This is a genomic window from Frigidibacter sp. SD6-1 (assembly GCF_030143255.1).
Taxonomy (GTDB): domain Bacteria; phylum Pseudomonadota; class Alphaproteobacteria; order Rhodobacterales; family Rhodobacteraceae; genus TMP-24.
Map to the genome: position 1 here is coordinate 219,761 of NZ_JARJNR010000001.1, position 21,741 is coordinate 241,501.

The following is a 21,741-nucleotide window of genomic DNA, read 5'->3' on the forward strand; positions in this document are numbered from 1 at the left end:
ACGTGCTCAGAAGCGCGGCGCCGGGCCGAGATAAGCGCCGCCAACCATCGCCATGCCGTCCTCGAAGCTGATCGGAACCGTCAGGCTCCCGTCCTTCGACCCCTGCGCCATCACCGCGAGGATATTCCTGACCTGACCCGCCTGATCCGGTGGCACGAGGCCGGTCGCGACGGCGATATCGAAAAGCCTCTCCCAGTTGCGGGCCTTCACCTCGATCCGGCCCTCTGCGAAGCCGCCGGTATCGGCGGCAAGATCACCGGTCACGTCCAGAGAGGTCTCGCCCCAGCCGAGGTGCCCGTCGATGTCGCGCAGGGCGAGAAGGCGCGGCGGGGCGGCAAGTGCGGCCTTGTCGATGCGCCGGTCGAAATCAGCCGCAGCCCGGAGCCTGAGTTCGTCGGCAGCGGCGGGCAGGGCCGCGCGCGGGTCGATCAGACCCTTGAGAACCGCGCCGGGCGCGAGGCCGGTCAGCACCGCGGCGATATCGTAGCTCGATTGCCCCCGCCCGCTGGGTCGTGCGGCGAGGATCAGCTTCTCGACCGCAAGCGACAGGCCGGGGGCCCGGACGATCTCGACCTGATGCCCCTCCACCTCGGCATGATCAAGCGGCAGCGAGAGCGTGGGCTCGGTGGCGACCGAGGCACGGAGATCCTCGCTGCGGATGGTCAGCGGCTCTCCCGCGATCCGGACGGACTGTTCCTTGGGCCAGACCGCGATCACCTGATTGGGATGGTAGGAGAGTGCCAGAAGCTGCAGGAAATCCGCCGACCAGCCGTTCGCTCCGTCGCTGCTGACAAGGCGCGGCTTGTCGATGGTGATGTCGAAGCGCGAGGGGAAGCCCTTGAGCGAGACCTGGGCATAGTCGCCGACCCCGTCCGCCTTCAGCCCGTCCAGTGCGGCCTCCATCCCCGACAGCGCGGCGCGCGAGCCCACATACCAGTAGCCGCCGTAAAGGGCGGCGAGCGTCATGGTCAGCCACAGAAGCAAGCGCATTCTGCCTCTCTTCCCTCGCCCGGTGTTTCGGGGTTTATAGGGCGCCGGAGCGGGAGAGGCCAGATGGTGGCGGATGTGGATCTTTGGGTGTTCGGCTATGGGTCGCTCATGTGGGACCCGGGCTTTGCCCATGTCCGGCGCGAAACGGCGCGGCTGGAAGGGTGGCGCCGGTCCTTTTGCATGACGTCGATCCATTATCGCGGCACGCCCGAAGCGCCGGGTCTGGTGCTGGCGCTGGATGCGGCAGAGGGCGCGGCCTGCGATGGCGTCGCCTTCGGCGTTACGGCAGAGGCACGGGCCGGGGTTCTGGCCTATCTGCATGACCGCGAGCTGGTATCGGATGCCTATCTTGAACGGCGTCTGCCGGTGCGGCTGGCGGATGGTGCGAAGGTCGAGGCGGTGACCTATGTGATCGATCATGACCATGTGCAGTACCGGGCGGGCCTGACGCTTGAGGAACAGGCCACGATCATCGCGCGATCTTCCGGACGCAATGGCACCAACGCCGATTATCTGTGGAACACGGTCGATCATCTCGGCGCGCTCGGCCTTGCCGATCCCGACCTCGACTGGCTCGCCGAACAGGTTCGGCGCCTCAAGGCCGAGGGCTGAGCCACCGGGGCGCGGCTCGTCGTTGCACTGCGTGCCTCCTCGTCCGCGCCTGACGGCTGTCTCTCGGCGCTTGGCAGGGCAGGCTCGCGCGCCTATTGTCGCGATCAAGACAGGCAGGGACCGATGACGATGGACAGACCGGCGCGCCGTGCGGCGCCCTATTTCTCGCAGCCGTTCCAGCAGATCTTCATGATGCTGGTGATCACCGGTCTCGTCGGTGCCGGCGGCTATCTGGTGGCGGCCAAGGTCTGGCCGGTGGTTGTGGAAAACCCCTGGCTGAACGGGCTGATCTTCGGGGTCTTCTTCCTGGGCATCCTCACCTGCTTCTGGCAGGTCTTCGCACTCGTGCGCTCGGTGCGCTGGATCGAGGGGCTGGCCTCGGGCCGCCCCGGACATGAAATCACCGTGCCGCCGCGCCTGCTTGCGCCGCTTGCCCACCTTCTCAGGTCGCGCGGCACCAAGGGCGGGCATATCTCCTCGACCGCCGCCCGGTCGATCCTCGATTCGGTTTCCGCCCGCATCGAAGAGGCGCGCGACCTTACGCGCTATCTGACCAACCTTCTGATCTTCCTCGGCCTTCTCGGCACGCTTTACGGCCTTTCCGTTACGGTCCCGGCGGTGGTCGATACGATCCGCGCGCTGGCGCCGAAAGAGGGCGAATCGAGTGCCGAGGTCTTCACCAAGCTGATGACCGGCCTCGAATCGCAGCTGGGCGGCATGGGCATGGCCTTTTCCTCCTCGCTCATCGGGCTTGCGGGCTCGCTGGTCGTGGGGCTTCTGGAACTGTTCGCGAGCCACGGCCAGAACCGGTTCTACGGCGAGCTGGAGGAATGGCTGTCGAGCTTCACCCGTCTGACTTTCGGCGGCACTGACACCGAGGGCGACGGCGCGAGCGCGGTCATCGCCGCGCTTGCCCAGCATCTGGAGGATCAGGCGGAGTTTTTCGCCGCCGCGCGCGAACAGGCCGAGGCAGACCGCCTGCGCGGCGAACAGGCGCTGGCGACGCTGACCGGCTCGATCGGCGTTCTGACGGAACGGCTGGAACGGGCGATGTCCGCAACCGGCGATACATTCGAGCGTCTGGCGGAGGGCCAGGAACAGGTGGCAGCGCTTCTGACTGAGCGGGGCGGCGGCGACGCGGGGCCGGACGCTGAAAGCCGCATGCGGCTCCGCTCGATCGATACGCAGATGCTCAGGCTCCTCGAAGAAGTGGCGGCGGGCCGACAGGAGGCACTTGGCGATCTGCGTGCCGATCTCGCGCAGCTTACCCGTGCCGTCCGCTCGCTTTCGCTGCGCGGCGAGGCGGGGCCGGGCGAGCGGGGCTGAGCCATGGCAGGTCCGGGACGCGGACGATCGGGGCAGGCGGCGGCGATCTGGCCGGGGTTCCTCGATCTCATGACCTCGCTCGTGATGGTCCTGATGTTCGTCCTGACCATCTTCATGATCCTGCAGTTCGCGCTTCGGGAAACCATATCGAACCAGGGCGACGAGCTTGCCGACCTCAATCAGCAGCTCGCGGGGCTTGCCGACAGCCTGGGAGTGGAGCGCGCGCGCACCGCCGAGCTGCAGACCGAGGTTGGCACATTGACCGCGACGCTTGCCGCGCGTGTCGCTGACCTGTCGGCGGCCGAAGGCAGGATCGACGATTTCGAGGCACAGGTCACCGCCCTCCTCGCCGCGCAGGCCGCCGACCGGGCGACGATTTCCGCGCAGGAGGAAGCGGCGCGGCTGGCAGAGGCCAAGCGGCTGGCACTGGAGGCTTTGGCCGCCGAGCTGAAGGCCGAAGGCGAGAAGACCGCAGCGCAGCTGAGCGAGACCGAGGCCGCGCGTCTCACCGAAGCCGCCGTCGCCGCCGCGCTCCGGGAGAAGCTGAAATCGTCCGAAGATGAACTGACGGCGATGACGCTCGCGCTTGAGGCACAGCGCAAGAAGGCCGAGGAGACGCTGACACTTCTTGCCGCCGCCGAGGCAGCGAAGAAGGAACTCGATGCCGCCAAGCTCGCAAGCCTCAGCGAGGCCGACCGCCAGAAGGCGCTTCTGGCGATGGCGGAAGCAGAACTGGGCAAGGAGAAAGCCTCAAGCGCGGAGGCTGCGCGCAAGGTCACGCTTCTGAACGAACAGGTCGCGGCCCTGCGCGGCCAGCTTGGCGCGCTGCAGAACCTGCTTGACGCCTCTGCCGCCAAGGATGCCGATGCCAAGGTCCAGATCGAGGCGCTGGGCAGCCAGCTCAATTCCGCGCTCGCCCGCGTCGCGGCTGAGGAAAAGCGCCGCGCCGAGCTTGAGGAGGCGGAGCGCAAGCGGCTCGCCGAGGAGGCGCAGGCAGCAAAGGACGAGGCGAAAGAGCTGGCCAAATACCGGTCGGAATTCTTCGGCAAGCTCTCCGAAGTGCTTTCAGGGCGCGAGGGCGTGCGCGTGGTGGGCGACCGGTTTGTCTTTTCCTCCGAAGTGCTGTTCCAGCCCGGCGCCGCCGACCTTTCGCCCGAGGGCAAGAGCCAGATCGCCGGGGTGGTCGCAACCCTACAGGAGGTGGCGGCGGTGATCCCGCCCGAGGTGAACTGGATCATCCGCGTGGATGGCCACACAGACAACGTGCCGCTTTCCGGTTTCGGCGCGTTTCGCGACAATTGGGAGCTCAGCCAGGCCCGCGCGCTTTCGGTCGTGCGCTACATGCAGGACGATCTCGGCTTCCCGCCCGAACGGCTGGCGGCGACGGGTTTCGGGGAATATCAGCCGGTGGCGGCAGGCGACACGCCCGAGGCGCTCGCCGCAAACCGCCGGATCGAACTGAAGCTCACAGAGCGATAGTCACAACACGACGTGATCGGTCGGCGCTTCCATCGGGTTCACCGTGCTTTCATCTTGGCCAAAATACCTCCGCCGGAGGCGCACGTCACCGCCCGCGAGGGCCTCGCAGAACCAATGACAAGGGGAGCGCAATGCGCTCCCCGACACGGCCCTTGGGGGCCTCGATGGCCCCCGAGGGGCGGGCCCGTCTGTCAGCCGTCAGTCCGCCGTCAGAAGAGGCGGCTTCGATCCGGTGATGCGCGGCCGCGACGGCTCCTCGATATCAAGCGAGATGGCGCCATCCCGCACCATCACCCGCACCACGCCGCCCTTGGTGAGGCGTCCGAACAGCAGCTCCTCGGCGAGCGGCTTCTTGATATGCTCCTGGATCACCCGGCCGAGCGGGCGCGCGCCCATGCGGTCGTCATAGCCCTTCTCGCCAAGCCAGGCGGCGGCTTCGGGCGAAAGCTCGATATGGACATTGCGGTCCATGAGCTGGGCCTCAAGCTGCAGGACGAATTTCTCGACCACCTGCAGGATCACCTCGCGCGGCAGGGCCGAGAAGGAGATGACCGCATCCAGACGGTTGCGGAATTCCGGCGTGAAGGTGCGCTCGATCGCCGCGGTATCCTCGCCCTCGCGCCGGTCGCGGCCGAAGCCGATGGCGGTCTTGGCCAGTTCCGCCGCCCCCGCGTTCGAGGTCATGATCAGGATGACATTGCGGAAGTCGACCTGCCGCCCGTTATGGTCGGTCAGCTTGCCGTGATCCATCACTTGCAGAAGGATGTTGTAGACATCCGGGTGCGCCTTTTCGATCTCGTCCAGAAGCAGCACGCAATGGGGATGCTGGTCGACGCCGTCGGTCAGCATGCCGCCCTGGTCGAAGCCGACATAGCCCGGAGGCGCGCCGATCAGGCGCGAAACCGCGTGCTTCTCCATATATTCCGACATGTCGAAGCGCAGGAGTTCCACGCCGAGGGTCGAGGCGAGCTGCTTCGCGACCTCGGTCTTGCCGACGCCCGTGGGCCCGGCGAACAGGTAATTGCCGATGGGCTTTTCCGGCTCGCGCAGGCCAGCGCGGGCGAGCTTGATCGCCGAGGACAGGGCTTCGATCGCCTTGTCCTGTCCGAAGACCACGCGCTTCAGCGTCTTTTCCAGATCGCGCAGCACTTCGGCATCGTCCTTCGAGACGTTGCGCGGCGGGATGCGGGCGATCTTGGCGACCACCGCCTCGATCTCCTTGGGTGTGATCGTCTTGCGGCGCTTGGATTCCGAGACCAGATGCTGGGCCGCGCCCGCCTCGTCGATCACGTCGATCGCTTTGTCCGGCAGCTTGCGGTCATGGATGTAGCGCGCGGAAAGCTCCACCGCCGACTTGATCGCATCCTTTGTGTAATGCAGCTCGTGGTGCTTTTCGAAATAGGGCTTCAGACCCATCAGGATCTTCACCGAATCCTCGACCGTCGGCTCATTGACGTCGATCTTCTGGAACCGGCGCGACAGCGCGCGGTCCTTTTCGAAATGCTGGCGGAATTCCTTGTAGGTCGTCGATCCCATGCAGCGCAGCTTGCCGCCCTGCAGCGCGGGTTTCAGCAGGTTCGACGCATCCATCGCCCCGCCCGAGGTGGCGCCTGCGCCGATGACCGTATGGATCTCGTCGATGAAGAGGATCGCGTCGGGATGATCCTCAAGCTCCTTCACCACGGCTTTCAGCCGCTCCTCGAAATCGCCGCGATAGCGGGTGCCGGCCAGCAGCGCGCCCATGTCGAGTGAGAAGATCGTCGATTTCGACAGGATCTCCGGCGTTTCGCCGCGCGTGATCTTCAGCGCCAGCCCTTCGGCGATGGCGGTCTTGCCCACGCCCGGATCGCCCACCAGAAGCGGGTTGTTCTTGCGGCGGCGACACAGGACCTGGATGCAGCGCTCAACCTCGGCATCGCGGCCGATCAGCGGATCGACATCACCCTTGCGGGATTTCTGGTTCAGGTCGACGCAATATTTGCCAAGCGCGCTTTCCTTGGCTTCGCCCCCTTCTGCCTCGCGCGGCTTGTGCTCTTCCTCGCGCTCGGTCGCGCCGGTCACGGGACGCGTCTCGCCGAAGGACGGGTCCTTGGCCACGCCATGGGCGATGAAATTCACCGCGTCATAGCGCGTCATGTCCTGTTCCTGCAGGAAATAGGCGGCGTTCGATTCCCGCTCGGCGAAGATCGCGACCAGGACGTTGGCGCCGGTCACTTCGCTGCGTCCCGAGGATTGCACATGGATCGCCGCGCGCTGGATCACGCGCTGGAAGGCGGCCGTCGGCACCGCCTCGGACCCTTCGACATCGGTGACGAGGGTCGAAAGGTCGTCGTCGATGAATTCCTGCAAGGTCTTCCTCAGTTCATCGAGATCGACCGAGCAGGCCCGCATCACCTTGGCGGCGTCCGGTTCGTCAATGAGCGCCAGAAGCAGATGTTCGAGCGTCGCAAGCTCATGCCGTCGCGCGTTGGCCAAGGCCAACGCCGAATGGATTGCCTGTTCGAGTGTGTTCGAGAATGACGGCACCTGCGTGCTCCTTTCTTCCGGGCGAGTCGGGGCTTTGCCTCCTCCTCACCTTGGCCTCATACCTTTAAAGTTCGGTGGAATTCCGGCGGCTTCAAGGGGAAAGTGGCAGATTTTGGCTGGCGCCGGGTCCGGACACCCAAAATGTGATCGTTTCGTGACCAATTGGCAAAGGCGCCGGGCTTTGATGACCTGCCGGGACCGCGTTTGATCGCTGCTAGAATGGTTGAGCGATGCCGCCGCGATCATCTTGGGGTATTTGCGCCACGGCCCAACTGAGCGATATGAAACTATTGATGGTTCACACTCGAGGAGACACCGAGTTGAATTTCCACGAACGCGAATATTGCGTGTACGCCGTTTTTTCAGGAGCGGATGCCCCGAAACCATGGCTGCACTCGACATGGCTTTCCATTGCTGAAGCGACGTCGGCCATCTTCACGGCAGCCCGTGATCGCGGAGCTGTGCGCTGCACGCAGTACGATCCAACCTCTCCAGGTTCGCCCGTTATCTCGTTCGGTCGTATCGGGCACAACGCGAGAGGTGCCGCAAAGTGGACGCATGAGGCGGACGGTAAACTAGTTTCTAGTATCCAGGCGCGGTTTCAATCGGCAGAGGTATGGGCTCCGAACTGGAATGCGTGCGAACGCGACCGGCTGGCGCCTGACACTTACCTTTGCATTTCAAATCGGCTCGCGTGGGCTCGGGAGTCCGACTTTGGCGCAGTGAAATTCCCGGCATTGTGCATCTTTGCAGTCGCTACGGACCTTGGAGAGCGGCTTCGCCGTGATGGACGACGCGCGAGTGCGATCTTGTCCGCAATCTTGATGTCGCCCATCGGCTTCGTCGGTGTTCGCCCATGGGGCTTTGCATCGTTCAACGGCTTTACTGACGCCATTAACGACCTCGAGCTGGTCGAACCATTTCGTCCACCCCTGCGAAGCAGAGACGAACCGTCGCTCTCCTTGCTAAGGGGTGACTGGGAAGTTTTCCGAGATAGCCTGTATTGACAGCAAAAAACAGGGCTGCATTCGGAAATCGCTGCCTTATCTGCTTCGATGGTAGACAGTGTTTCCGATCAAGTGGATCGGCGCATTTCGCTGCCGCCACTTCGCGCTTTGGGTGGTGTGCAAGCGTCGTCGATCTGGCGAGCCTCCTTCACATGTGTGCCGCTGCGCGCGATGCGGGGCGCCAACGCCCTGAAGCGGGGGCGAAGGCCTCAGAACCGGTCTTTCAAGGCCCGGAGGTGCGCGAAGACCTTGGCATCCGGCGCGCCCGCGAGGCCGACACGGGCCTTCATTCCCGGGTCGGTCGCGCGCAGGAACGGATTGGTCGCCTTTTCTTCCGCGAGCGTCACCGGCACGGTCGCCTCGCCCCTTGCGCGCAGCGCCGCAACCCGCGCGGCGCGGGCTTTCAGCGCGGCATTCTCGGGGTCGACCGAGAGCGCGAAGCGGATGTTCGACTGGGTGTATTCATGGCCCGAACAGACCAGCGTCTCGTCGGGAAGCGCCGCGAGTTTCGTCAGGCTTTCCCACATCTGGTCCGGCGTCCCTTCGAAGAGCCGCCCGCAGCCGCAGGACATCAGGCTGTCGGCGGTGAAGACGACCGCACTGTCGGGGAAGTGGAAGGCGATATGGCCGACCGTATGGCCCGGCACCTCGATCACCCGGCCCGCGCCCATGCCGAGAAGAACGCTGTCGCCCTCGGCGACCGCTTCGTCGAGCGGCGGCAGGCGGTGGGCATCCGCCGCCGCGCCGATCACCCGCGCCCCGGTCGCCGTCGCCAGCGTCTCGACCCCGGCGATATGGTCGTCGTGGTGATGGGTGATCAGGATATGGCTGGCCTTCCAGCCCCGCGCGGCCAGCGCGTTCAGGATCGGCGTCACCTCCGGCACGTCGATGACTCCCGTCGTCCCCGTTGCCGCATCATGGGCGAGGTAGGCATAATTGTCCGCAAGGCAGGGAATGGTGACGATTTCGAGGGGCATGGCGTTCGCGACTTTTGACGATATGGTACGGGCGGAGTTCGACTGAAACCACTCTGACCGAGGCCCGGGACCGGCGCAATGCATCTTGATGTGCATGATCTGCGGAATTTCTACTACCGGACCCAGCTTGGCCGGGTGGCCCAGAAGGCGATCCGCGACCGGGTGGTGGAGCTGTGGCCAGACGCTAAGGCGCAGACCGTCGTTGGCTTCGGTTTCGCCGTACCGCTGCTGCGGCCCTATCTGGACAGTGCGCGCCGGGTGATCGGCCTGATGCCGGGGCAGCAAGGCGTGATGCCCTGGCCCGCGGGCATGGCCAATGTCTCGGTCCTGTGCGAGGAGGTCCAGTGGCCGGTCGAGACCGGCATGGTCGACCGGCTGGTGGTGATGCACGGGCTGGAAACCTCGGACCGGCCTGCCGCCCTTCTGGAGGAATGCTGGCGCGTCCTCGGGCCGGGGGGGCGGGCGCTTTTCATCGTCACCAACCGCTCGGGCCTCTGGGCGCGGTCGGATGCGACGCCCTTCGGGCACGGGCGGCCCTATACGATGCGCCAGCTCGACGCGCAGCTTCGACAGAACGGTTTCACCACCGAGCGGTTCGAGACGGCGCTTTTCGCCCCGCCGTCCGATCGGCGCTTCTGGCTCAGGACCGCGCAGATGTGGGAAAGGGCGGGGCAAAGGGTGCAGCGGCTGCTGGCGGGCGGCGTCCTGATGATAGAAGTGTCAAAGCAGATCCATGCACCGATCCGGCCCGGCCTGCGGGCGGTCGTGAAGCGGCCCCTGAAAGCGATCGAGGCGCTGCCGAAACCTGCACCGGCGCCGGTCTGATTCTGGCGCCGACGGCCTTTGGCATCCGGCAGGTGCGTCCCTGCCGCCACGCCCCGGCCGCTGTGACCGCTAAAGGCCCGCAAAAGCGCCTGACAGGTGATCAAAAACTCGCTCCGGGGCGGTTGCGGGGCAGGGACCTCTCTGATAGAGGGGCACGCAATTGAGGCGCGCGCCACCGGTGCGCGCACTGGGGATGCCTTGGCCGGACGACAGGCCGCCGGGCGCAACAATCGGAAGGGTGGACGTGTCCGAAACAGCTTCGACAGCTTCCGGGATCGCAGGGCGCTATGCGCTTGCTGTCTTCGATCTCGTCAAAGAGACCAATGGCGTGAAGGCGCTTGAGGCGGATGTGGCGGCTCTGGGTGCCGCGCTGAACGACAGCGCCGAATTCCGCGCGCTGATTTCCTCGCCGGTCTATTCCCGCGAAGAGCAGGGCGCCGCGATCGCCGCGATTGCCAAAAAGATGAAACTCTCAGGCGTTCTGGCGAACACGCTGGGCCTGATGGCCGCGAACCGCCGCCTCTTCGTCCTGCCGCAGCTTCTGTCGGCCCTGACCGCGATGATCGCCGAGGAAAAGGGCGAAGTGACCGCCGATGTCACCGCCGCCGCCGCGCTGACCGCCGCCCAGTCGAAGAAACTCGCCGCCAGCCTCAAGGCTTCGGTCGGCAAGGACGTCAAGCTGAATGTCTCTGTCGATGAAAGCCTCATCGGCGGTCTTATCGTCAAAGTGGGCTCGAAGATGATCGACACCTCGATCCGCTCGAAGCTCGCATCCCTTCAGAATGTCATGAAAGAGGTCGGATAATGGGTATCCAGGCAGCCGAGATTTCTGCGATCCTCAAGGAGCAGATCAAGAACTTTGGCCAGGAAGCGGAAGTGGCCGAAGTTGGCCGCGTCCTGTCGGTCGGCGACGGGATCGCCCGCGTCCATGGCCTCGACAATGTCCAGGCCGGCGAGATGGTGGAATTCCCCGGCGGCATCCGTGGCATGGCGCTGAACCTTGAAGTCGACAACGTCGGTATCGTTATTTTCGGCGACGACCGCGCCATCAAGGAAGGCGATACCGTCAAGCGCACCAAGGCCATCGTGGACGTGCCGGTGGGTGACGAGCTTCTGGGCCGCGTCGTCGACGCGCTCGGCAACCCGATCGACGGCAAGGGCCCGCTGAAGACCAAGAAGCGTTCGGTCGCCGACGTGAAGGCCCCGGGCATCATTCCGCGGAAATCGGTGCACGAGCCGATGGCAACCGGCCTCAAGTCGGTCGACGCGATGATCCCGATCGGCCGTGGCCAGCGCGAACTGATCATCGGCGACCGTCAGACCGGCAAGACCGCGATTGCGCTCGACACGATCCTGAACCAGCAATCCTACAACACGGCCGCTGGCGACGACGAGGGCAAGAAGCTTTACTGCGTCTATGTCGCCATCGGGCAAAAGCGCTCGACCGTCGCGCAGCTGGTGAAGAAGCTCGAGGAAACCGGCGCGATCGCCTATTCGATCGTTGTTGCCGCGACCGCCTCGGACCCGGCGCCGATGCAGTTCCTTGCGCCCTATTCGGCGACCGCCATTGCGGAATATTTCCGCGACAACGGCCGCCATGCGCTGATCATCTATGATGACCTGTCCAAGCAGGCCGTTGCCTACCGCCAGATGTCGCTGCTGCTGCGCCGTCCGCCGGGGCGTGAAGCCTATCCGGGCGACGTCTTCTATCTGCACTCGCGCCTTCTGGAGCGTTCGGCCAAGCTCGGCGATGCTTCGGGCAACGGTTCGCTGACGGCGCTGCCGATCATCGAAACCCAGGGCGGCGACGTGTCGGCCTTCATTCCGACCAACGTGATCTCGATCACCGACGGCCAGATCTTCCTGGAAACCGAACTCTTCTACCAGGGCATCCGCCCGGCCGTGAACACTGGTCTGTCGGTGTCGCGCGTCGGTTCGTCCGCGCAGACCAACGCGATGAAGTCGGTCGCGGGTCCGGTGAAGCTGGAACTGGCGCAGTACCGCGAAATGGCGGCCTTCGCCCAGTTCGGTTCCGACCTTGACGCCGCGACCCAGAAGCTTCTGAACCGCGGTGCGCGTCTGACCGAGCTGATGAAGCAGCCGCAGTACTCGCCGTTGACCAACGCCGAGATCGTCTGCGTCATCTTCGCGGGCACCAAGGGCTATCTCGACAATATCCCGGTCAAGGATGTGGGCCGCTATGAGGCGGGCCTCCTGAAGCACCTGCGCACCAATGCCAAGGACCTGCTGGACTGGATCACCAAGACCGACCCCAAGATCAAGGGCGAGGCCGAAGACAAGATCCGCGCCGCGCTGGACGCTTTCGCCAAGACCTTCGCGTAAGGCCGGGGTAGGGACAGGGACATGCCCAGCCTAAAGGACCTCAAGAACCGGATCGCCAGCGTCAAGTCGACGCGGAAGATCACCAAGGCCATGCAGATGGTCTCGGCGGCCAAGCTCCGCCGGGCCCAGGATGCGGCCGAAGCCGCCCGGCCCTATGCCGAGCGGATGAATGCGGTCATGTCGGGCCTCGCGTCCGGCATGGCAGGCGCCGAGAACGCGCCCCGGCTTCTGGCCGGGACCGGTGCGGACAAGGTGCATCTTCTGGTCGTGATGACGGCCGAACGTGGCCTCTGCGGTGGCTTCAACTCGACCATCGTGCGGCTTGCCCGCGCGAAGGCGAACGAGCTGATTGCCCAGGGCAAGACGGTCAAGATCCTGACCGTCGGCAAGAAGGGCCGCGAGCAGCTGAAGCGCGACTTCGCCGACAAGTTCGTGGGTCACCACGATCTGAGCGAAGTCAAGAAGATGGGCTATGACGTCGCCCAGCGGATCGCCAAGGACATCCTGACGCGGTTCGAGGCGGGCGAGTTCGACGTCGCCACGATTTTCTACAACCGCTTCCAGTCGGTCATCAGCCAGATCCCGACCGCCAAGCAAGTGGTCCCCGCATCGTTTGACGATACTGCGGGCGCCTCGGCCCAGTACGACTATGAACCGAGCGAAGAGGGCATCCTCGCGGACCTGCTGCCGCGTGGCGTGGCGACCCAGGTCTTCACCGCCCTTCTGGAAAACGGCGCCTCCGAACAGGGCGCCCGGATGAGTGCCATGGACAATGCGACCCGCAATGCGGGCGACATGATCAACAAGCTCACCATCCAGTTCAACCGCTCGCGCCAGGCCGCGATCACCAAAGAGCTTATCGAAATCATTTCGGGCGCCGAGGCGCTCTAACGGAACCGGAGAAACCAAATGGCTAAAGCGAAAGCAGCAGCAGCGACAGGTGCGACGGGCCGCGTGACGCAGGTCATCGGCGCTGTCGTTGACGTGCAGTTCGACAATGCGCTTCCGGCGATTCTGAACGCGCTGGAAACCACCAACAACGGCAAACGGCTGGTTCTGGAAGTCGCCCAGCATCTGGGTGAGAACACCGTCCGTACCGTCGCGATGGACGCGACCGAAGGCCTCGTGCGCGGCGCCGCCGTGACCGACCTCGGCGCGCCGATCCAGGTGCCGGTGGGCAACGCGACGCTGGGCCGCATCCTCAACGTCATCGGCGAACCGGTCGACGAAAAGGGTCCGGTCAAGGCGAAGGAACATCGCGCCATCCACCAGCCGGCGCCGGAATTCGCTGCCCAGTCGACCTCGTCGGAAATCCTTGTGACCGGCATCAAGGTCATCGACCTTCTCGCCCCCTATTCGAAGGGCGGCAAGATCGGCCTCTTCGGCGGTGCGGGCGTGGGCAAGACGGTTCTCATCATGGAACTGATCAACAACATCGCCAAGGTGCACTCGGGCTTCTCGGTGTTCGCGGGTGTTGGCGAACGGACCCGTGAAGGCAACGACCTTTACCACGAGATGATCGAGTCCGGCGTTATCGTGCTGGACGATCTGGAGAAATCCAAAGTGGCCCTTGTCTACGGCCAGATGAACGAACCGCCGGGCGCGCGTATGCGCGTGGCGCTCTCGGGTCTGACGCTCGCAGAACAGTTCCGCGACCAGTCGGGGACCGACGTTCTCTTCTTCGTCGACAACATCTTCCGCTTCACGCAAGCCGGTTCGGAAGTGTCCGCCCTTCTCGGCCGTATTCCTTCGGCCGTGGGCTACCAGCCGACGCTGGCGACCGACATGGGTGCCATGCAGGAACGCATCACCTCGACCAAGGCGGGCTCGATCACCTCGGTTCAGGCCATCTACGTTCCGGCCGACGACCTTACCGACCCCGCACCCGCGACCTCGTTCGCCCACCTCGACGCCACGACCGTTCTGTCGCGCGCGATCTCGGAACTGGGCATCTACCCGGCCGTGGACCCGCTCGACTCCACCTCGCGGATCCTCGATCCGGCCGTCGTCGGCGAAGAACACTACAACGTCGCCCGTTCGGTTCAGGGTATCCTTCAGCGCTACAAGTCGCTGCAGGACATCATCGCCATCCTCGGCATGGACGAACTGAGCGAAGACGACAAGCTGACCGTGGCCCGCGCCCGGAAGATCCAGCGCTTCCTGTCGCAGCCCTTCGACGTGGCGAAGGTCTTCACCGGTTCGGACGGCGTTCAGGTTCCGCTCGAAAAGACTATCGCCTCGTTCAAGGCGGTTGTCGACGGCGAGTATGACCACCTGCCGGAAGCCGCCTTCTACATGGTCGGCGACATCGAGGAAGTGAAAGCCAAGGCGCAGCGTCTGGCCGCGGAAGCGGCGTAAGGGGGCACAATGGCCGATATGATGCAGTTCGACCTCGTCAGCCCGGAGCGGCGCCTTGCCTCGCTTCAGGTGCGCGAGGTCCGCATTCCCGGCGTCGACGGCGAACTGACCGCGATGCCGGGCCACGCGCCGCTCATCACGACGCTGCGGCCGGGCGTTCTCGCCGTCGCGGGCGCGGAGGGCGAGACGGATTATGTCGTCACCGGCGGCTTCGCCGAAGTGACGGCGACCGGTGTCTCGGTTCTGGCAGAGGTTGCGCATCCGACCAAGAATGTGACCCAGGCGATGATCGACGATATGGTCGCCGAGGCGCACAGGCTGCACAAGGAAGCGGGTCCTGATCTGGTCGATGCCGCTGCCAAGACGCTTGCAGACATGGTGGCGCTGGGCGGGCGGATCGGCCTTGAGCCGAAACTGCCCTGAGCGGTCACAATCCTGAAGAGAAATCGCCCCCGCCGCTCGCGGGGGCTTTTTTTTTGGTAAACCGCCGCTAAAGTCCCCCAACATTTTGAGGGGTAGGATTGATGAAGCGGTTGGCGTCCCATTTGCTGGGGGTGGAACAGGGGTCGATTGTCCTGTTCTCGGACTTCAAGGACGGCGGCGTCATGTGGACCGGCGAGGGACCGCGCGAGTTGCGAAGGCTCGTCGAGTTCAGCGAACCGTTCCTGGGAGAGCCGGTCGTGCAGGTCTCCCTGTCCATGTGGGACATGGATCAGAAGACCAACCAGCGTGCCGACATCTCGGCCGAGATGGTCAATGCCGAAGGGTTCGTCATCGTCTTCCGCACCTGGGGCGATACGCGGGTGGCGCGGGTGCGCGCCGACTGGCTCGCCATGGGCGAGGTGCGGTCCGAGGACGACTGGGCGATCGACTGACGCTTAGCGCGGCTTTCCAGCGGGTTTTCCGCCGGGTTTGCCAGTGGGTTTGCCAGTGGGCTTGCCGCCGGGCTTCGTCGACTTGGGCTTCATTCCCGACCGCCGTGGTTTCTTCCACGGCTTCGCGGTCCCCTCGGTCTCGGCTGCTGGGTCGCGCTTGCGCTCAAAAGGCCGCTTGGGTTTCCTCTCGTCGGCAGGCAAAGGGGCTTCCCGTAGCAGATCGGCAAGCGCCGCCTCGTCGCTCGGGCGGGCAGTCGGGCGCGGCTTGTCACCCTTCTGATATTTCGCTTTCCGCGCCGGTGCCTCCACCGGCCGGTCGGCCACCGGTGCGGGCCGCTCGGGCGCAAAGGGCGGATTGGCGAGTGGGTGGATGGTGACCCCGCCTTCCAGCTCGCGCGCCTGACCGAGGCGCTTCAGCATCGGCTTCACCGCCACTTCGGCGATCTCGACGAAGGTCTCCGCTTCCTGCACCCGGATCGCGCCGACATCGGTGCGGCCCAGCCCCGCCGTCCGGCAGAGCATCGGCAAGACCCAGCGCGGCTCTGCATTGGCGTTGCGGCCGACCGACAGGGCGAACCAGCGGCTCGGCCCGAAACTTCCCGGCTCGCGCGGCTGCGTGCCCTGCAATTCCTCCGGCGCGCTGCGCTGGCTCATGTAGAGCCGAACGAAGGCGGCGGCGATCCGCCGCGCGTTCTGGCCGTTCAGAAGCCGCGCCGCCAGCGCCGCCTCGCGCTCGCTCACCTCTTCGGCCCAGACCGGATCGGCGATCAGCCGTTCCTCGTCACGGGCGCGGACCGCATCGGCCGAGGGTGGGTCGACCCAGTCGGCACTGACCTTGGCAAAGCGCAGCAGGCTTTCGGCCTTGCGGCGGGCGTTCTTGCCGACAATGAGCGCGCTGATCCCCTTGCGACCAGCGCGTCCCGTGCGGCCGGACCGATGCAGCAGCGTCTCGCCGTTCGTCGGCAGGTCGGCATGGATCACCAGTTCAAGGTTCGGCAGGTCGATGCCGCGCGCGGCCACGTCGGTCGCCACGCAAACCCGCGCGCGGCCGTCGCGCATCGCCTGCAAAGCATGGCTGCGCTCGGCCTGGCTCAGCTCGCCCGACAGGGCCACCACCTGAAAGGCGCGGTTCGAAAGCCGCGTGGTCAGGCGGGCAACCGCGGCGCGGGTGTTGCAGAAGATGATGGCATTCTGTGCTTCGTGAAAGCGCAGAAGGTTGACGATCGCATGATCGGCATCCGCCATCGCCACCTGCATCGCCTGATAGGCAATGTCGGCATGCTGGCTGCCGGACGCCGCGACCTGCAGGCGCAGCGCATCCTTCTGGAACTCCTGCGCGAGCTTTTCGATGGCCTTGGGAACGGTGGCCGAGAACATCAACGTCCGGCGGCCTTCCGGCGCGGCGCCGAGGATGAATTCCAGATCTTCGCGGAAGCCGAGATCAAGCATCTCGTCGGCCTCGTCGAGCACGACCGCGCGCACCGCCGACAGATCGAGCGTGCCGCGCAGAAGATGGTCCTTCAAACGCCCCGGCGTGCCGACGACGATATGGGCCCCGCGCTCCAGCGCCCGGCATTCGTCGCGGATATCCATGCCGCCGACGCAGGAGGCGAAGCGCGCCCCCGTCGCATCATAAAGCCACCCAAGCTCGCGCTTGACCTGAAGCGCCAGCTCCCGCGTCGGCGCGATGATCAGCGCCGCGGGGCTTTCTGCCGGGCCGAACCCGCCCTCGTCCGCAAGGATCGTCGGCGCGATCGCCAGCCCGAAACCCACGGTCTTGCCCGATCCGGTCTGGGCCGAGACCAGAAGGTCGCGGCCGGTGTCGGCTGCCACCACGGCCTCCTGGACCGGCGTCAGCTGACTGTAGCCACGCGCCTGAAGCGCATCGGCAAGGGCGGGGGCAAGGCGGGGAAGGGTCATGGCGCTCTTTTCAGGGAAGGCGCAGCCCTACGCTGGATCGCGCGGTTTGTACAGATGCCGTTTTCGAACCGGCGTGCGGTGGTGCCGTCGCATGCCGGTACGCGGGCCCGTTATCGTTTGTGCAACAATGACCTGGAAATGCGCTCCGGTGAACTTCTTCTGATGAAATTCCTGCGACCTGTCGCTATGAGTGCGATCAAATGGGGGAACATATGGAACCGGAGCAGCTTACAAAGCCGCAGACAATTGTCGTGCGCCTGACGGAATTCCTGTCAGGCGGAAAATACGCACCCGGCGATCAGCTACCGACGGAAAAGATGCTGATGCAGGCGCTGACTGTCGGGCGCTCGTCGCTTCGCGAGGCGATCCGCACGCTTGAGGCGATGGGGATCGTCCAGGTCCGCCATGGCACCGGCACCTTCCTGATGCGCGCGCCGGAGAAGTCCGAGATCCTCGTGCCCCTCGCCATCGGCGGAGAGCGCGAGAGCCTGCTGCGCGCCCTGGACATTCGTCGCGCGCTTGAAAGCCATGCCGCGGCGCTTGCCGCGTCGCGCGCGCGCGAGGACCAGCTTGCGCGGATCAGGGCGACGCTCGAGGCGATGGAGGAGACCTATCGGCGCGACGGCACCGCGCTGAAAGAGGATATGCAGTTCCACCTGGCCATCTATGAAGCCGCCAACAATCCGCTCTTCGAGACTTTCATCGAAGCCATTCGCGGCCAGTTCCAGCTGTTCTTTTCCGGGGTCGTGGCCTCAAGCGACGGGCGTGGCACCAGTTCTTTCGATCAGCACCGCGAGCTTTACGAGGCGATCGCCGCCCGCGATCCCGAAGCGGCGCGGCTGAAGACGCTCGAACTGCTCGACCATGTCGAGGACGATGTCCGCTCGTTCGGAAAGTCCTAGCGTGCCTGTTTCGCTGCAGGCTGCCGGGAAGAGGCTGTTGACAGACCCTAGCCCAGGCAGGCGATCTCTGCCGCGTCGATCACCATGACCATATCCCAGAACCGGACCAGTTCCGCCTCCTCAAGCGCCTGATCCGCGGCCGGGCCGGATGACAGCCGCTCCACCCTGAAGCCGAACGGTTCCAGCCCGCAATGGGGCAGCGCGCTGAGAATGACCGGGGTCAGGCCGCGCTCGATCGCGGCTGCGGCAATGCGGGCAGCGGTCGATGCCGGGTCGGGCAGGGCTGACGTCACTCTGATCCCGAGGACCGGGTGCGCCGGCGTTCCGCGCGCCCATATCAGCGCCGAGGGCGCGCGCGACTGTAGGGGCGCGGCGGCGCTGGCCTGCGCGGCGCCAGACTGCGGGCGGCAGGGCGGGTCGAGGTCGACCGGCGCGTTTGGCGTCAGCCGGGCAAGCAGGAAATGAAGATCGCGCTCGCTCATTGCCGGGCCACCTCGTCGATCAGGGTGGCCGCCTCTGCGGTTCCGGTCGGCGGTAGATCGGCCGCATCGAGGGCCGCACGCAGGGCGGATGCGTCGTCCATGTCCAGAAGCTGGACGATCTCACGCTCAAGCCGCAAGAGGTCCGTGGCTTCGACGGCACGCGCGAGCCCGCGCTCGGCCGCTGCCTGGGCGCGGCGGGCCTGATCGTCCATGAACTCGGCCATTTGCGGGATGAAGATCGCTGGCAGACGGTGATAGAGCATCTCGTGGAAGGAATTGTAGCCGGCCGCCGTGATGACCAGATCGGCCTCGCGGGCAATCGAAAGGGCGTCGGTCGTTCGGGCCACGCGGCTGCGCTGCCAGCCATAGAGCCCGGGCGGCACAACGGCGCCGGGCCAGACGATGATCAGATGCAGGATGTCGCTCCGCCGCTCGAACAGGCTGCAGAGGAACTGCAACTGCGCCGTCCGGTCTGCGGCGGCACCCGCGCCGAGCATCGTCACCACCAGACGCTCAAACGCCACGCCGGTTCTGTGCGCCAGCCGGTCGGGCAGCGCGGACCCCGCAGGCGCGAGGCTGCGCGGCCGGACAATCGGTCCGACCGTGCGGATCCTCTGATCCCAGCCGGGCGGGCGGTTCAGCTCGGCGAAGGCCTCGCTCGGGATGATGATCCGGTCGAACAGATGTTCGCGGTCGAAGGTCGCCGAGGAAGAGGCGCCTGCCTGCCAGAGCCCGCGCCTGATCCAGACCGACCGCAGGTCCTTTTCGCGGATCGCCCGCGCGACGGAATCGAATATGAACCCGCCATCGAAGACGAACGTGTCGCCCTCTGCCAGAAGGCGCTGCAGGCGCAGATGATTGAGGATGTCATTGGCAAATGGCTCGGGGTGGTCGGGGCTTTTCTGCACGAGTGCGGCCGCGTCGAAACCCTTGGCGCCGAGAAGCGGCAGGCAACTCGGAAAGGCCGCAAAGGCGGCCTTGCCCTTCATCTCGCCCGCGATCAGGGCGCAACGCTGCGCATGGCCGAGCCCGATGCCGTTGGTGGGCAGGAAAAGCGCGCGAGGCGCGCGCGGGGGGGCGGTTGGCAGCCGTTTCGGCGGTGGCAGGCCCGCCAGTTCGGCAAAACGCGCGACCGTCCGTGACCTGCACCAGGGCGAGGCGCGCAGCGTGGCTTCGATCTGGGCAAGGTTCGGCAAGATGGTCCCGTCGAGATAGGCGCCGAGCGTCGACAGATCGCCCGGCCCCTTCAGAACCGGCGCGTCGCCGGATGCCAGCAGGTCCGCCGTCGTCGCATCGATGACCGGCCGCCCCGCGCCGAGAAGCTGGGTCAGGATCACCTGCAGACGCTCATCGGGCGGCGCGTCGCCAAAGAAGGCCGCCAGGTCGATCGTGGCCGCGGCCGGGATCGGCGAAAATTCCGACAGGTCGGCGACGTTGCGCACGGCCGCTTGCAGGGCCGCTGCCTCGGTGGTCCACCCGTCAGTCAGGACGACCTGAAGGTCGAGCCTCGGATGATAATCGAGCGCCTGAAGCGCGGCGGTTGCGCCCGGCGCGCTTGTCGCAGCACCGGGAAGGAAAATCGCCAGACGCGGTCTGGCGGTTCCGGCCCGCGTAGCGGCCGCGGTGCCGATCAGGCCGGGGCAGCCAGCGCCTGCAACGAGTGCGGTCAGGGACTGCGATTGCAGGTCGATCAGGTGAGGTTCCCGCCCGGTCGCATAAGCGACCTTTGCGCGTATCCCGAGCTCTGCCTGCCGGTTCGCGAAACGTCCCGCAAGGATCACGCCAACGGCGGGATCGAGCCGGTAATCGTGCAGTGTCGAAAGCGTCGCCTGGCCGATGGTACCGTCGGTCAGGACAAGGACCTGCGCAGGCGCAAGGTCTTCGGTCGCGGCGACAAGCGCCGCGGCCTCATACTTCTGGTGCCGTCGCAGCCCGTCGGGCAATGTCGCCTCGTCGATGACGGCATCATGACCGTCCGCCCTCAACAGGCCCGCCAGGGCGAGCCGCGCCTCGAACGCCGTTGCCGAGCGATCCCCTGACTCGATCACGATCATGCGGCCAGCCTGCGTGCGGGTGCCGCGAAGGCGGCGAGCATCTGGCGGAACGCGGCGGGAGAGTAGCGCTCGAGCAGGGCCTGCGCGCGCAGCACCTGATCGCGGTAGGCGGCGGGTTCGGCGACGTAATGGCCGATCAGCGCGTCGATCTGCAGGGGCTGGCAGCCGATGACCGCGCCGCCGAAATTCGACGCCGTCTCGGGGTCGGACAGCACGACCTTGCCCGCCGCGATCCCCTCGGCGAGCACCCGGCCGAAGCTTTCGCGCCAGCCGGGCGCGGTGAAATGCACGAGGAAGTCTATCTCGCCGAAGAAGGAAGCGACCGGCAGCGTCCCGAACGGCACAAGGCGCCAGTGTGGCCTGGCAAGACCGGCGCCCAGAAGGTGATCGGCCCCGAGGATCAGGTTCGCCTCCGCCGAGGGGGGAAAGCAGAGGTCGAGATCGGCCGGCGCGGGGAACTTCTCCCACCCGGGTCGCGACAGGCGGCCGCGCCGGTCGCGCGGGCAGGAGGCCGGGGGCCGGCGCGGCTGGTCGACGATATTGAACCAGTCCGTCGGTGTGAGGCGCCAGCGCCGGGCGCGGCCCGGCTCCGCCGCGAGCCAGGTCTCGATCGTGGCGCGGTTTGACGGTGATACCGGCGCCAGCCATTTGGCGAGCGCCAGGCTTGCCCGGTCCAGCGCATCAAGGCACTTGCCGATGTCGAATGCCTCGACCGCGCCCCGCCTCAGAAAGTTCTCGTGGGTGACGACCACAAGGTCGCGGCAAAAGATGCGGCGGCGGAGGTCGGCCTGGAATTTGAGGAATGCCGGATTGTGGACGACGACCATCTCTGCCGACACCGGGCCTTCGCCAAGGATGAGCGGCAGCGCGAGGTCGGTCAGGGCATCGGTCAGCACCGGCGCGACGGCACGGTCGGGAAACATCATCGAAGCCGCGTCATGGACGGCGGGGCGGACCAGCGGCTCGACTGCCCTCAGCTCCGCCGCCACGGCCGCCGATGTGCCGCCGGGAAAGCGCGGCTCGATCAGATAGGCGATGTGTGGACGCTGAGGCATCACCGATCCC

General features: G+C 65.9%; 19 protein-coding genes. 12 read left to right on the plus strand and 7 right to left on the minus strand.

Annotated features, from left to right (window positions below; translation table 11 throughout):
- Positions 1-6: 6 nt before the first annotated feature.
- A complete protein-coding gene (locus tag P0645_RS01090) occupies positions 7-990 on the minus strand; it encodes a DUF2125 domain-containing protein (protein WP_284162703.1) in 984 nt (327 codons plus the stop codon).
- Between the two features lie 63 nt (positions 991-1,053).
- On the opposite strand from P0645_RS01090, the gene P0645_RS01095 reads away from it, so the two are divergent.
- From P0645_RS01095 to P0645_RS01105, 3 genes are all read left to right on the plus strand, one after another.
- The gene (locus P0645_RS01095) at positions 1,054-1,602 is read left to right on the plus strand and encodes a gamma-glutamylcyclotransferase (RefSeq protein ID WP_284162704.1); all 549 of its coding nucleotides are present in this window, start codon (positions 1,054-1,056) and stop codon (positions 1,600-1,602) included.
- A gap of 123 nt (positions 1,603-1,725) precedes the next feature.
- A complete protein-coding gene (locus P0645_RS01100) occupies positions 1,726-2,928 on the plus strand; it encodes a biopolymer transporter ExbB (protein WP_284162705.1) in 1,203 nt (400 codons plus the stop codon).
- A gap of 3 nt (positions 2,929-2,931) precedes the next feature.
- Positions 2,932-4,407, plus strand: a complete 1,476-nt coding sequence (locus P0645_RS01105) for a peptidoglycan -binding protein (protein WP_284162706.1) — start codon at positions 2,932-2,934, stop codon at positions 4,405-4,407.
- A 198-nt stretch (positions 4,408-4,605) separates the two neighbouring features.
- Here the strand turns inward: P0645_RS01105 and clpA are convergent, their stop codons facing one another.
- Positions 4,606-6,933, minus strand: coding sequence for an ATP-dependent Clp protease ATP-binding subunit ClpA (gene clpA, locus P0645_RS01110; RefSeq protein WP_284162707.1), 2,328 nt, complete (start codon positions 6,931-6,933; stop codon positions 4,606-4,608).
- Between the two features lie 320 nt (positions 6,934-7,253).
- Here clpA and P0645_RS01115 point away from each other — a divergent pair, with 320 nt between their 5' ends.
- A complete protein-coding gene (locus tag P0645_RS01115) occupies positions 7,254-7,940 on the plus strand; it encodes a hypothetical protein (protein ID WP_284162708.1) in 687 nt (228 codons plus the stop codon).
- A gap of 209 nt (positions 7,941-8,149) precedes the next feature.
- Here the strand turns inward: P0645_RS01115 and gloB are convergent, their stop codons facing one another.
- Positions 8,150-8,917, minus strand: a complete 768-nt coding sequence (gene gloB, locus P0645_RS01120) for a hydroxyacylglutathione hydrolase (protein ID WP_284162709.1) — start codon at positions 8,915-8,917, stop codon at positions 8,150-8,152.
- Between the two features lie 78 nt (positions 8,918-8,995).
- Here gloB and P0645_RS01125 point away from each other — a divergent pair, with 78 nt between their 5' ends.
- The 7 genes from P0645_RS01125 (at position 8,996) to P0645_RS01155 (ending at position 15,318) form a co-directional block, all read left to right on the plus strand.
- On the plus strand, positions 8,996-9,742 hold the full coding sequence (locus P0645_RS01125) for a class I SAM-dependent methyltransferase (protein WP_284162710.1): 747 nt from the start codon (positions 8,996-8,998) through the stop codon (positions 9,740-9,742).
- Between the two features lie 244 nt (positions 9,743-9,986).
- On the plus strand, positions 9,987-10,547 hold the full coding sequence (locus P0645_RS01130) for a F0F1 ATP synthase subunit delta (RefSeq protein WP_284162711.1): 561 nt from the start codon (positions 9,987-9,989) through the stop codon (positions 10,545-10,547).
- On the plus strand, positions 10,547-12,085 hold the full coding sequence (gene atpA / locus P0645_RS01135; protein WP_284162712.1) for a F0F1 ATP synthase subunit alpha: 1,539 nt from the start codon (positions 10,547-10,549) through the stop codon (positions 12,083-12,085). Before P0645_RS01130 ends, atpA begins: the two co-directional genes overlap by 1 nt.
- 21 nt (positions 12,086-12,106) lie before the next feature.
- Positions 12,107-12,976: a F0F1 ATP synthase subunit gamma gene (locus tag P0645_RS01140; protein WP_284162713.1), complete on the plus strand. Its 870-nt coding sequence runs from the start codon at positions 12,107-12,109 to the stop codon at positions 12,974-12,976.
- Between the two features lie 18 nt (positions 12,977-12,994).
- The gene (atpD, locus tag P0645_RS01145) at positions 12,995-14,443 is read left to right on the plus strand and encodes a F0F1 ATP synthase subunit beta (protein ID WP_284162714.1); all 1,449 of its coding nucleotides are present in this window, start codon (positions 12,995-12,997) and stop codon (positions 14,441-14,443) included.
- A 9-nt stretch (positions 14,444-14,452) separates the two neighbouring features.
- A complete protein-coding gene (locus P0645_RS01150) occupies positions 14,453-14,866 on the plus strand; it encodes a F0F1 ATP synthase subunit epsilon (RefSeq protein ID WP_284162715.1) in 414 nt (137 codons plus the stop codon).
- 101 nt (positions 14,867-14,967) lie between these two features.
- Positions 14,968-15,318: an H-type lectin domain-containing protein gene (locus tag P0645_RS01155; protein ID WP_284162716.1), complete on the plus strand. Its 351-nt coding sequence runs from the start codon at positions 14,968-14,970 to the stop codon at positions 15,316-15,318.
- Positions 15,319-15,321: 3 nt separating this feature from the next.
- Here P0645_RS01155 and P0645_RS01160 read toward each other — a convergent pair whose 3' ends face one another.
- Positions 15,322-17,238 (minus strand): DEAD/DEAH box helicase, encoded by a 1,917-nt coding sequence (locus tag P0645_RS01160; protein WP_284162717.1) that lies wholly within the window; start codon positions 17,236-17,238, stop codon positions 15,322-15,324.
- A 212-nt stretch (positions 17,239-17,450) separates the two neighbouring features.
- On the opposite strand from P0645_RS01160, the gene P0645_RS01165 reads away from it, so the two are divergent.
- The gene (locus P0645_RS01165; protein ID WP_284162718.1) at positions 17,451-18,140 is read left to right on the plus strand and encodes a FadR/GntR family transcriptional regulator; all 690 of its coding nucleotides are present in this window, start codon (positions 17,451-17,453) and stop codon (positions 18,138-18,140) included.
- 47 nt (positions 18,141-18,187) lie between these two features.
- Here the strand turns inward: P0645_RS01165 and P0645_RS01170 are convergent, their stop codons facing one another.
- The 3 genes from P0645_RS01170 to P0645_RS01180 are packed head-to-tail and all read right to left on the minus strand — an operon-like array spanning position 18,188 to position 21,731.
- Positions 18,188-18,622, minus strand: coding sequence for a hypothetical protein (locus P0645_RS01170; RefSeq protein ID WP_284162719.1), 435 nt, complete (start codon positions 18,620-18,622; stop codon positions 18,188-18,190).
- Positions 18,619-20,676, minus strand: coding sequence for a glycosyltransferase (locus P0645_RS01175; protein ID WP_284162720.1), 2,058 nt, complete (start codon positions 20,674-20,676; stop codon positions 18,619-18,621). Before P0645_RS01175 ends, P0645_RS01170 begins: the two co-directional genes overlap by 4 nt.
- Positions 20,673-21,731: a glycosyltransferase family protein gene (locus P0645_RS01180; RefSeq protein ID WP_284162721.1), complete on the minus strand. Its 1,059-nt coding sequence runs from the start codon at positions 21,729-21,731 to the stop codon at positions 20,673-20,675. The genes P0645_RS01175 and P0645_RS01180 overlap by 4 nt, the downstream gene beginning before the upstream one ends.
- Positions 21,732-21,741: the final 10 nt, after the last annotated feature.

Excerpts from the sequence above, each read along its gene's own strand:
- P0645_RS01090 (WP_284162703.1), bottom strand. The coding sequence starts at position 990 with ATGCGCTTGCTTCTGTGGCTGACCATGACGCTCGCCGCCCTTTACGGC.
- P0645_RS01095 (WP_284162704.1), top strand. The coding sequence starts at position 1,054 with ATGGTGGCGGATGTGGATCTTTGGGTGTTCGGCTATGGGTCGCTCATG.
- P0645_RS01100 (WP_284162705.1), top strand. The coding sequence starts at position 1,726 with ATGACGATGGACAGACCGGCGCGCCGTGCGGCGCCCTATTTCTCGCAG.
- P0645_RS01105 (WP_284162706.1), top strand. The coding sequence starts at position 2,932 with ATGGCAGGTCCGGGACGCGGACGATCGGGGCAGGCGGCGGCGATCTGG.
- gloB (WP_284162709.1), bottom strand. The coding sequence starts at position 8,917 with ATGCCCCTCGAAATCGTCACCATTCCCTGCCTTGCGGACAATTATGCC.
- P0645_RS01125 (WP_284162710.1), top strand. The coding sequence starts at position 8,996 with ATGCATCTTGATGTGCATGATCTGCGGAATTTCTACTACCGGACCCAG.
- atpA (WP_284162712.1), top strand. The coding sequence starts at position 10,547 with ATGGGTATCCAGGCAGCCGAGATTTCTGCGATCCTCAAGGAGCAGATC.
- P0645_RS01140 (WP_284162713.1), top strand. The coding sequence starts at position 12,107 with ATGCCCAGCCTAAAGGACCTCAAGAACCGGATCGCCAGCGTCAAGTCG.
- atpD (WP_284162714.1), top strand. The coding sequence starts at position 12,995 with ATGGCTAAAGCGAAAGCAGCAGCAGCGACAGGTGCGACGGGCCGCGTG.
- P0645_RS01150 (WP_284162715.1), top strand. The coding sequence starts at position 14,453 with ATGGCCGATATGATGCAGTTCGACCTCGTCAGCCCGGAGCGGCGCCTT.
- P0645_RS01155 (WP_284162716.1), top strand. The coding sequence starts at position 14,968 with ATGAAGCGGTTGGCGTCCCATTTGCTGGGGGTGGAACAGGGGTCGATT.
- P0645_RS01160 (WP_284162717.1), bottom strand. The coding sequence starts at position 17,238 with ATGACCCTTCCCCGCCTTGCCCCCGCCCTTGCCGATGCGCTTCAGGCG.
- P0645_RS01165 (WP_284162718.1), top strand. The coding sequence starts at position 17,451 with ATGGAACCGGAGCAGCTTACAAAGCCGCAGACAATTGTCGTGCGCCTG.
- P0645_RS01170 (WP_284162719.1), bottom strand. The coding sequence starts at position 18,622 with ATGAGCGAGCGCGATCTTCATTTCCTGCTTGCCCGGCTGACGCCAAAC.
- P0645_RS01175 (WP_284162720.1), bottom strand. The coding sequence starts at position 20,676 with ATGATCGTGATCGAGTCAGGGGATCGCTCGGCAACGGCGTTCGAGGCG.
- P0645_RS01180 (WP_284162721.1), bottom strand. The coding sequence starts at position 21,731 with ATGCCTCAGCGTCCACACATCGCCTATCTGATCGAGCCGCGCTTTCCC.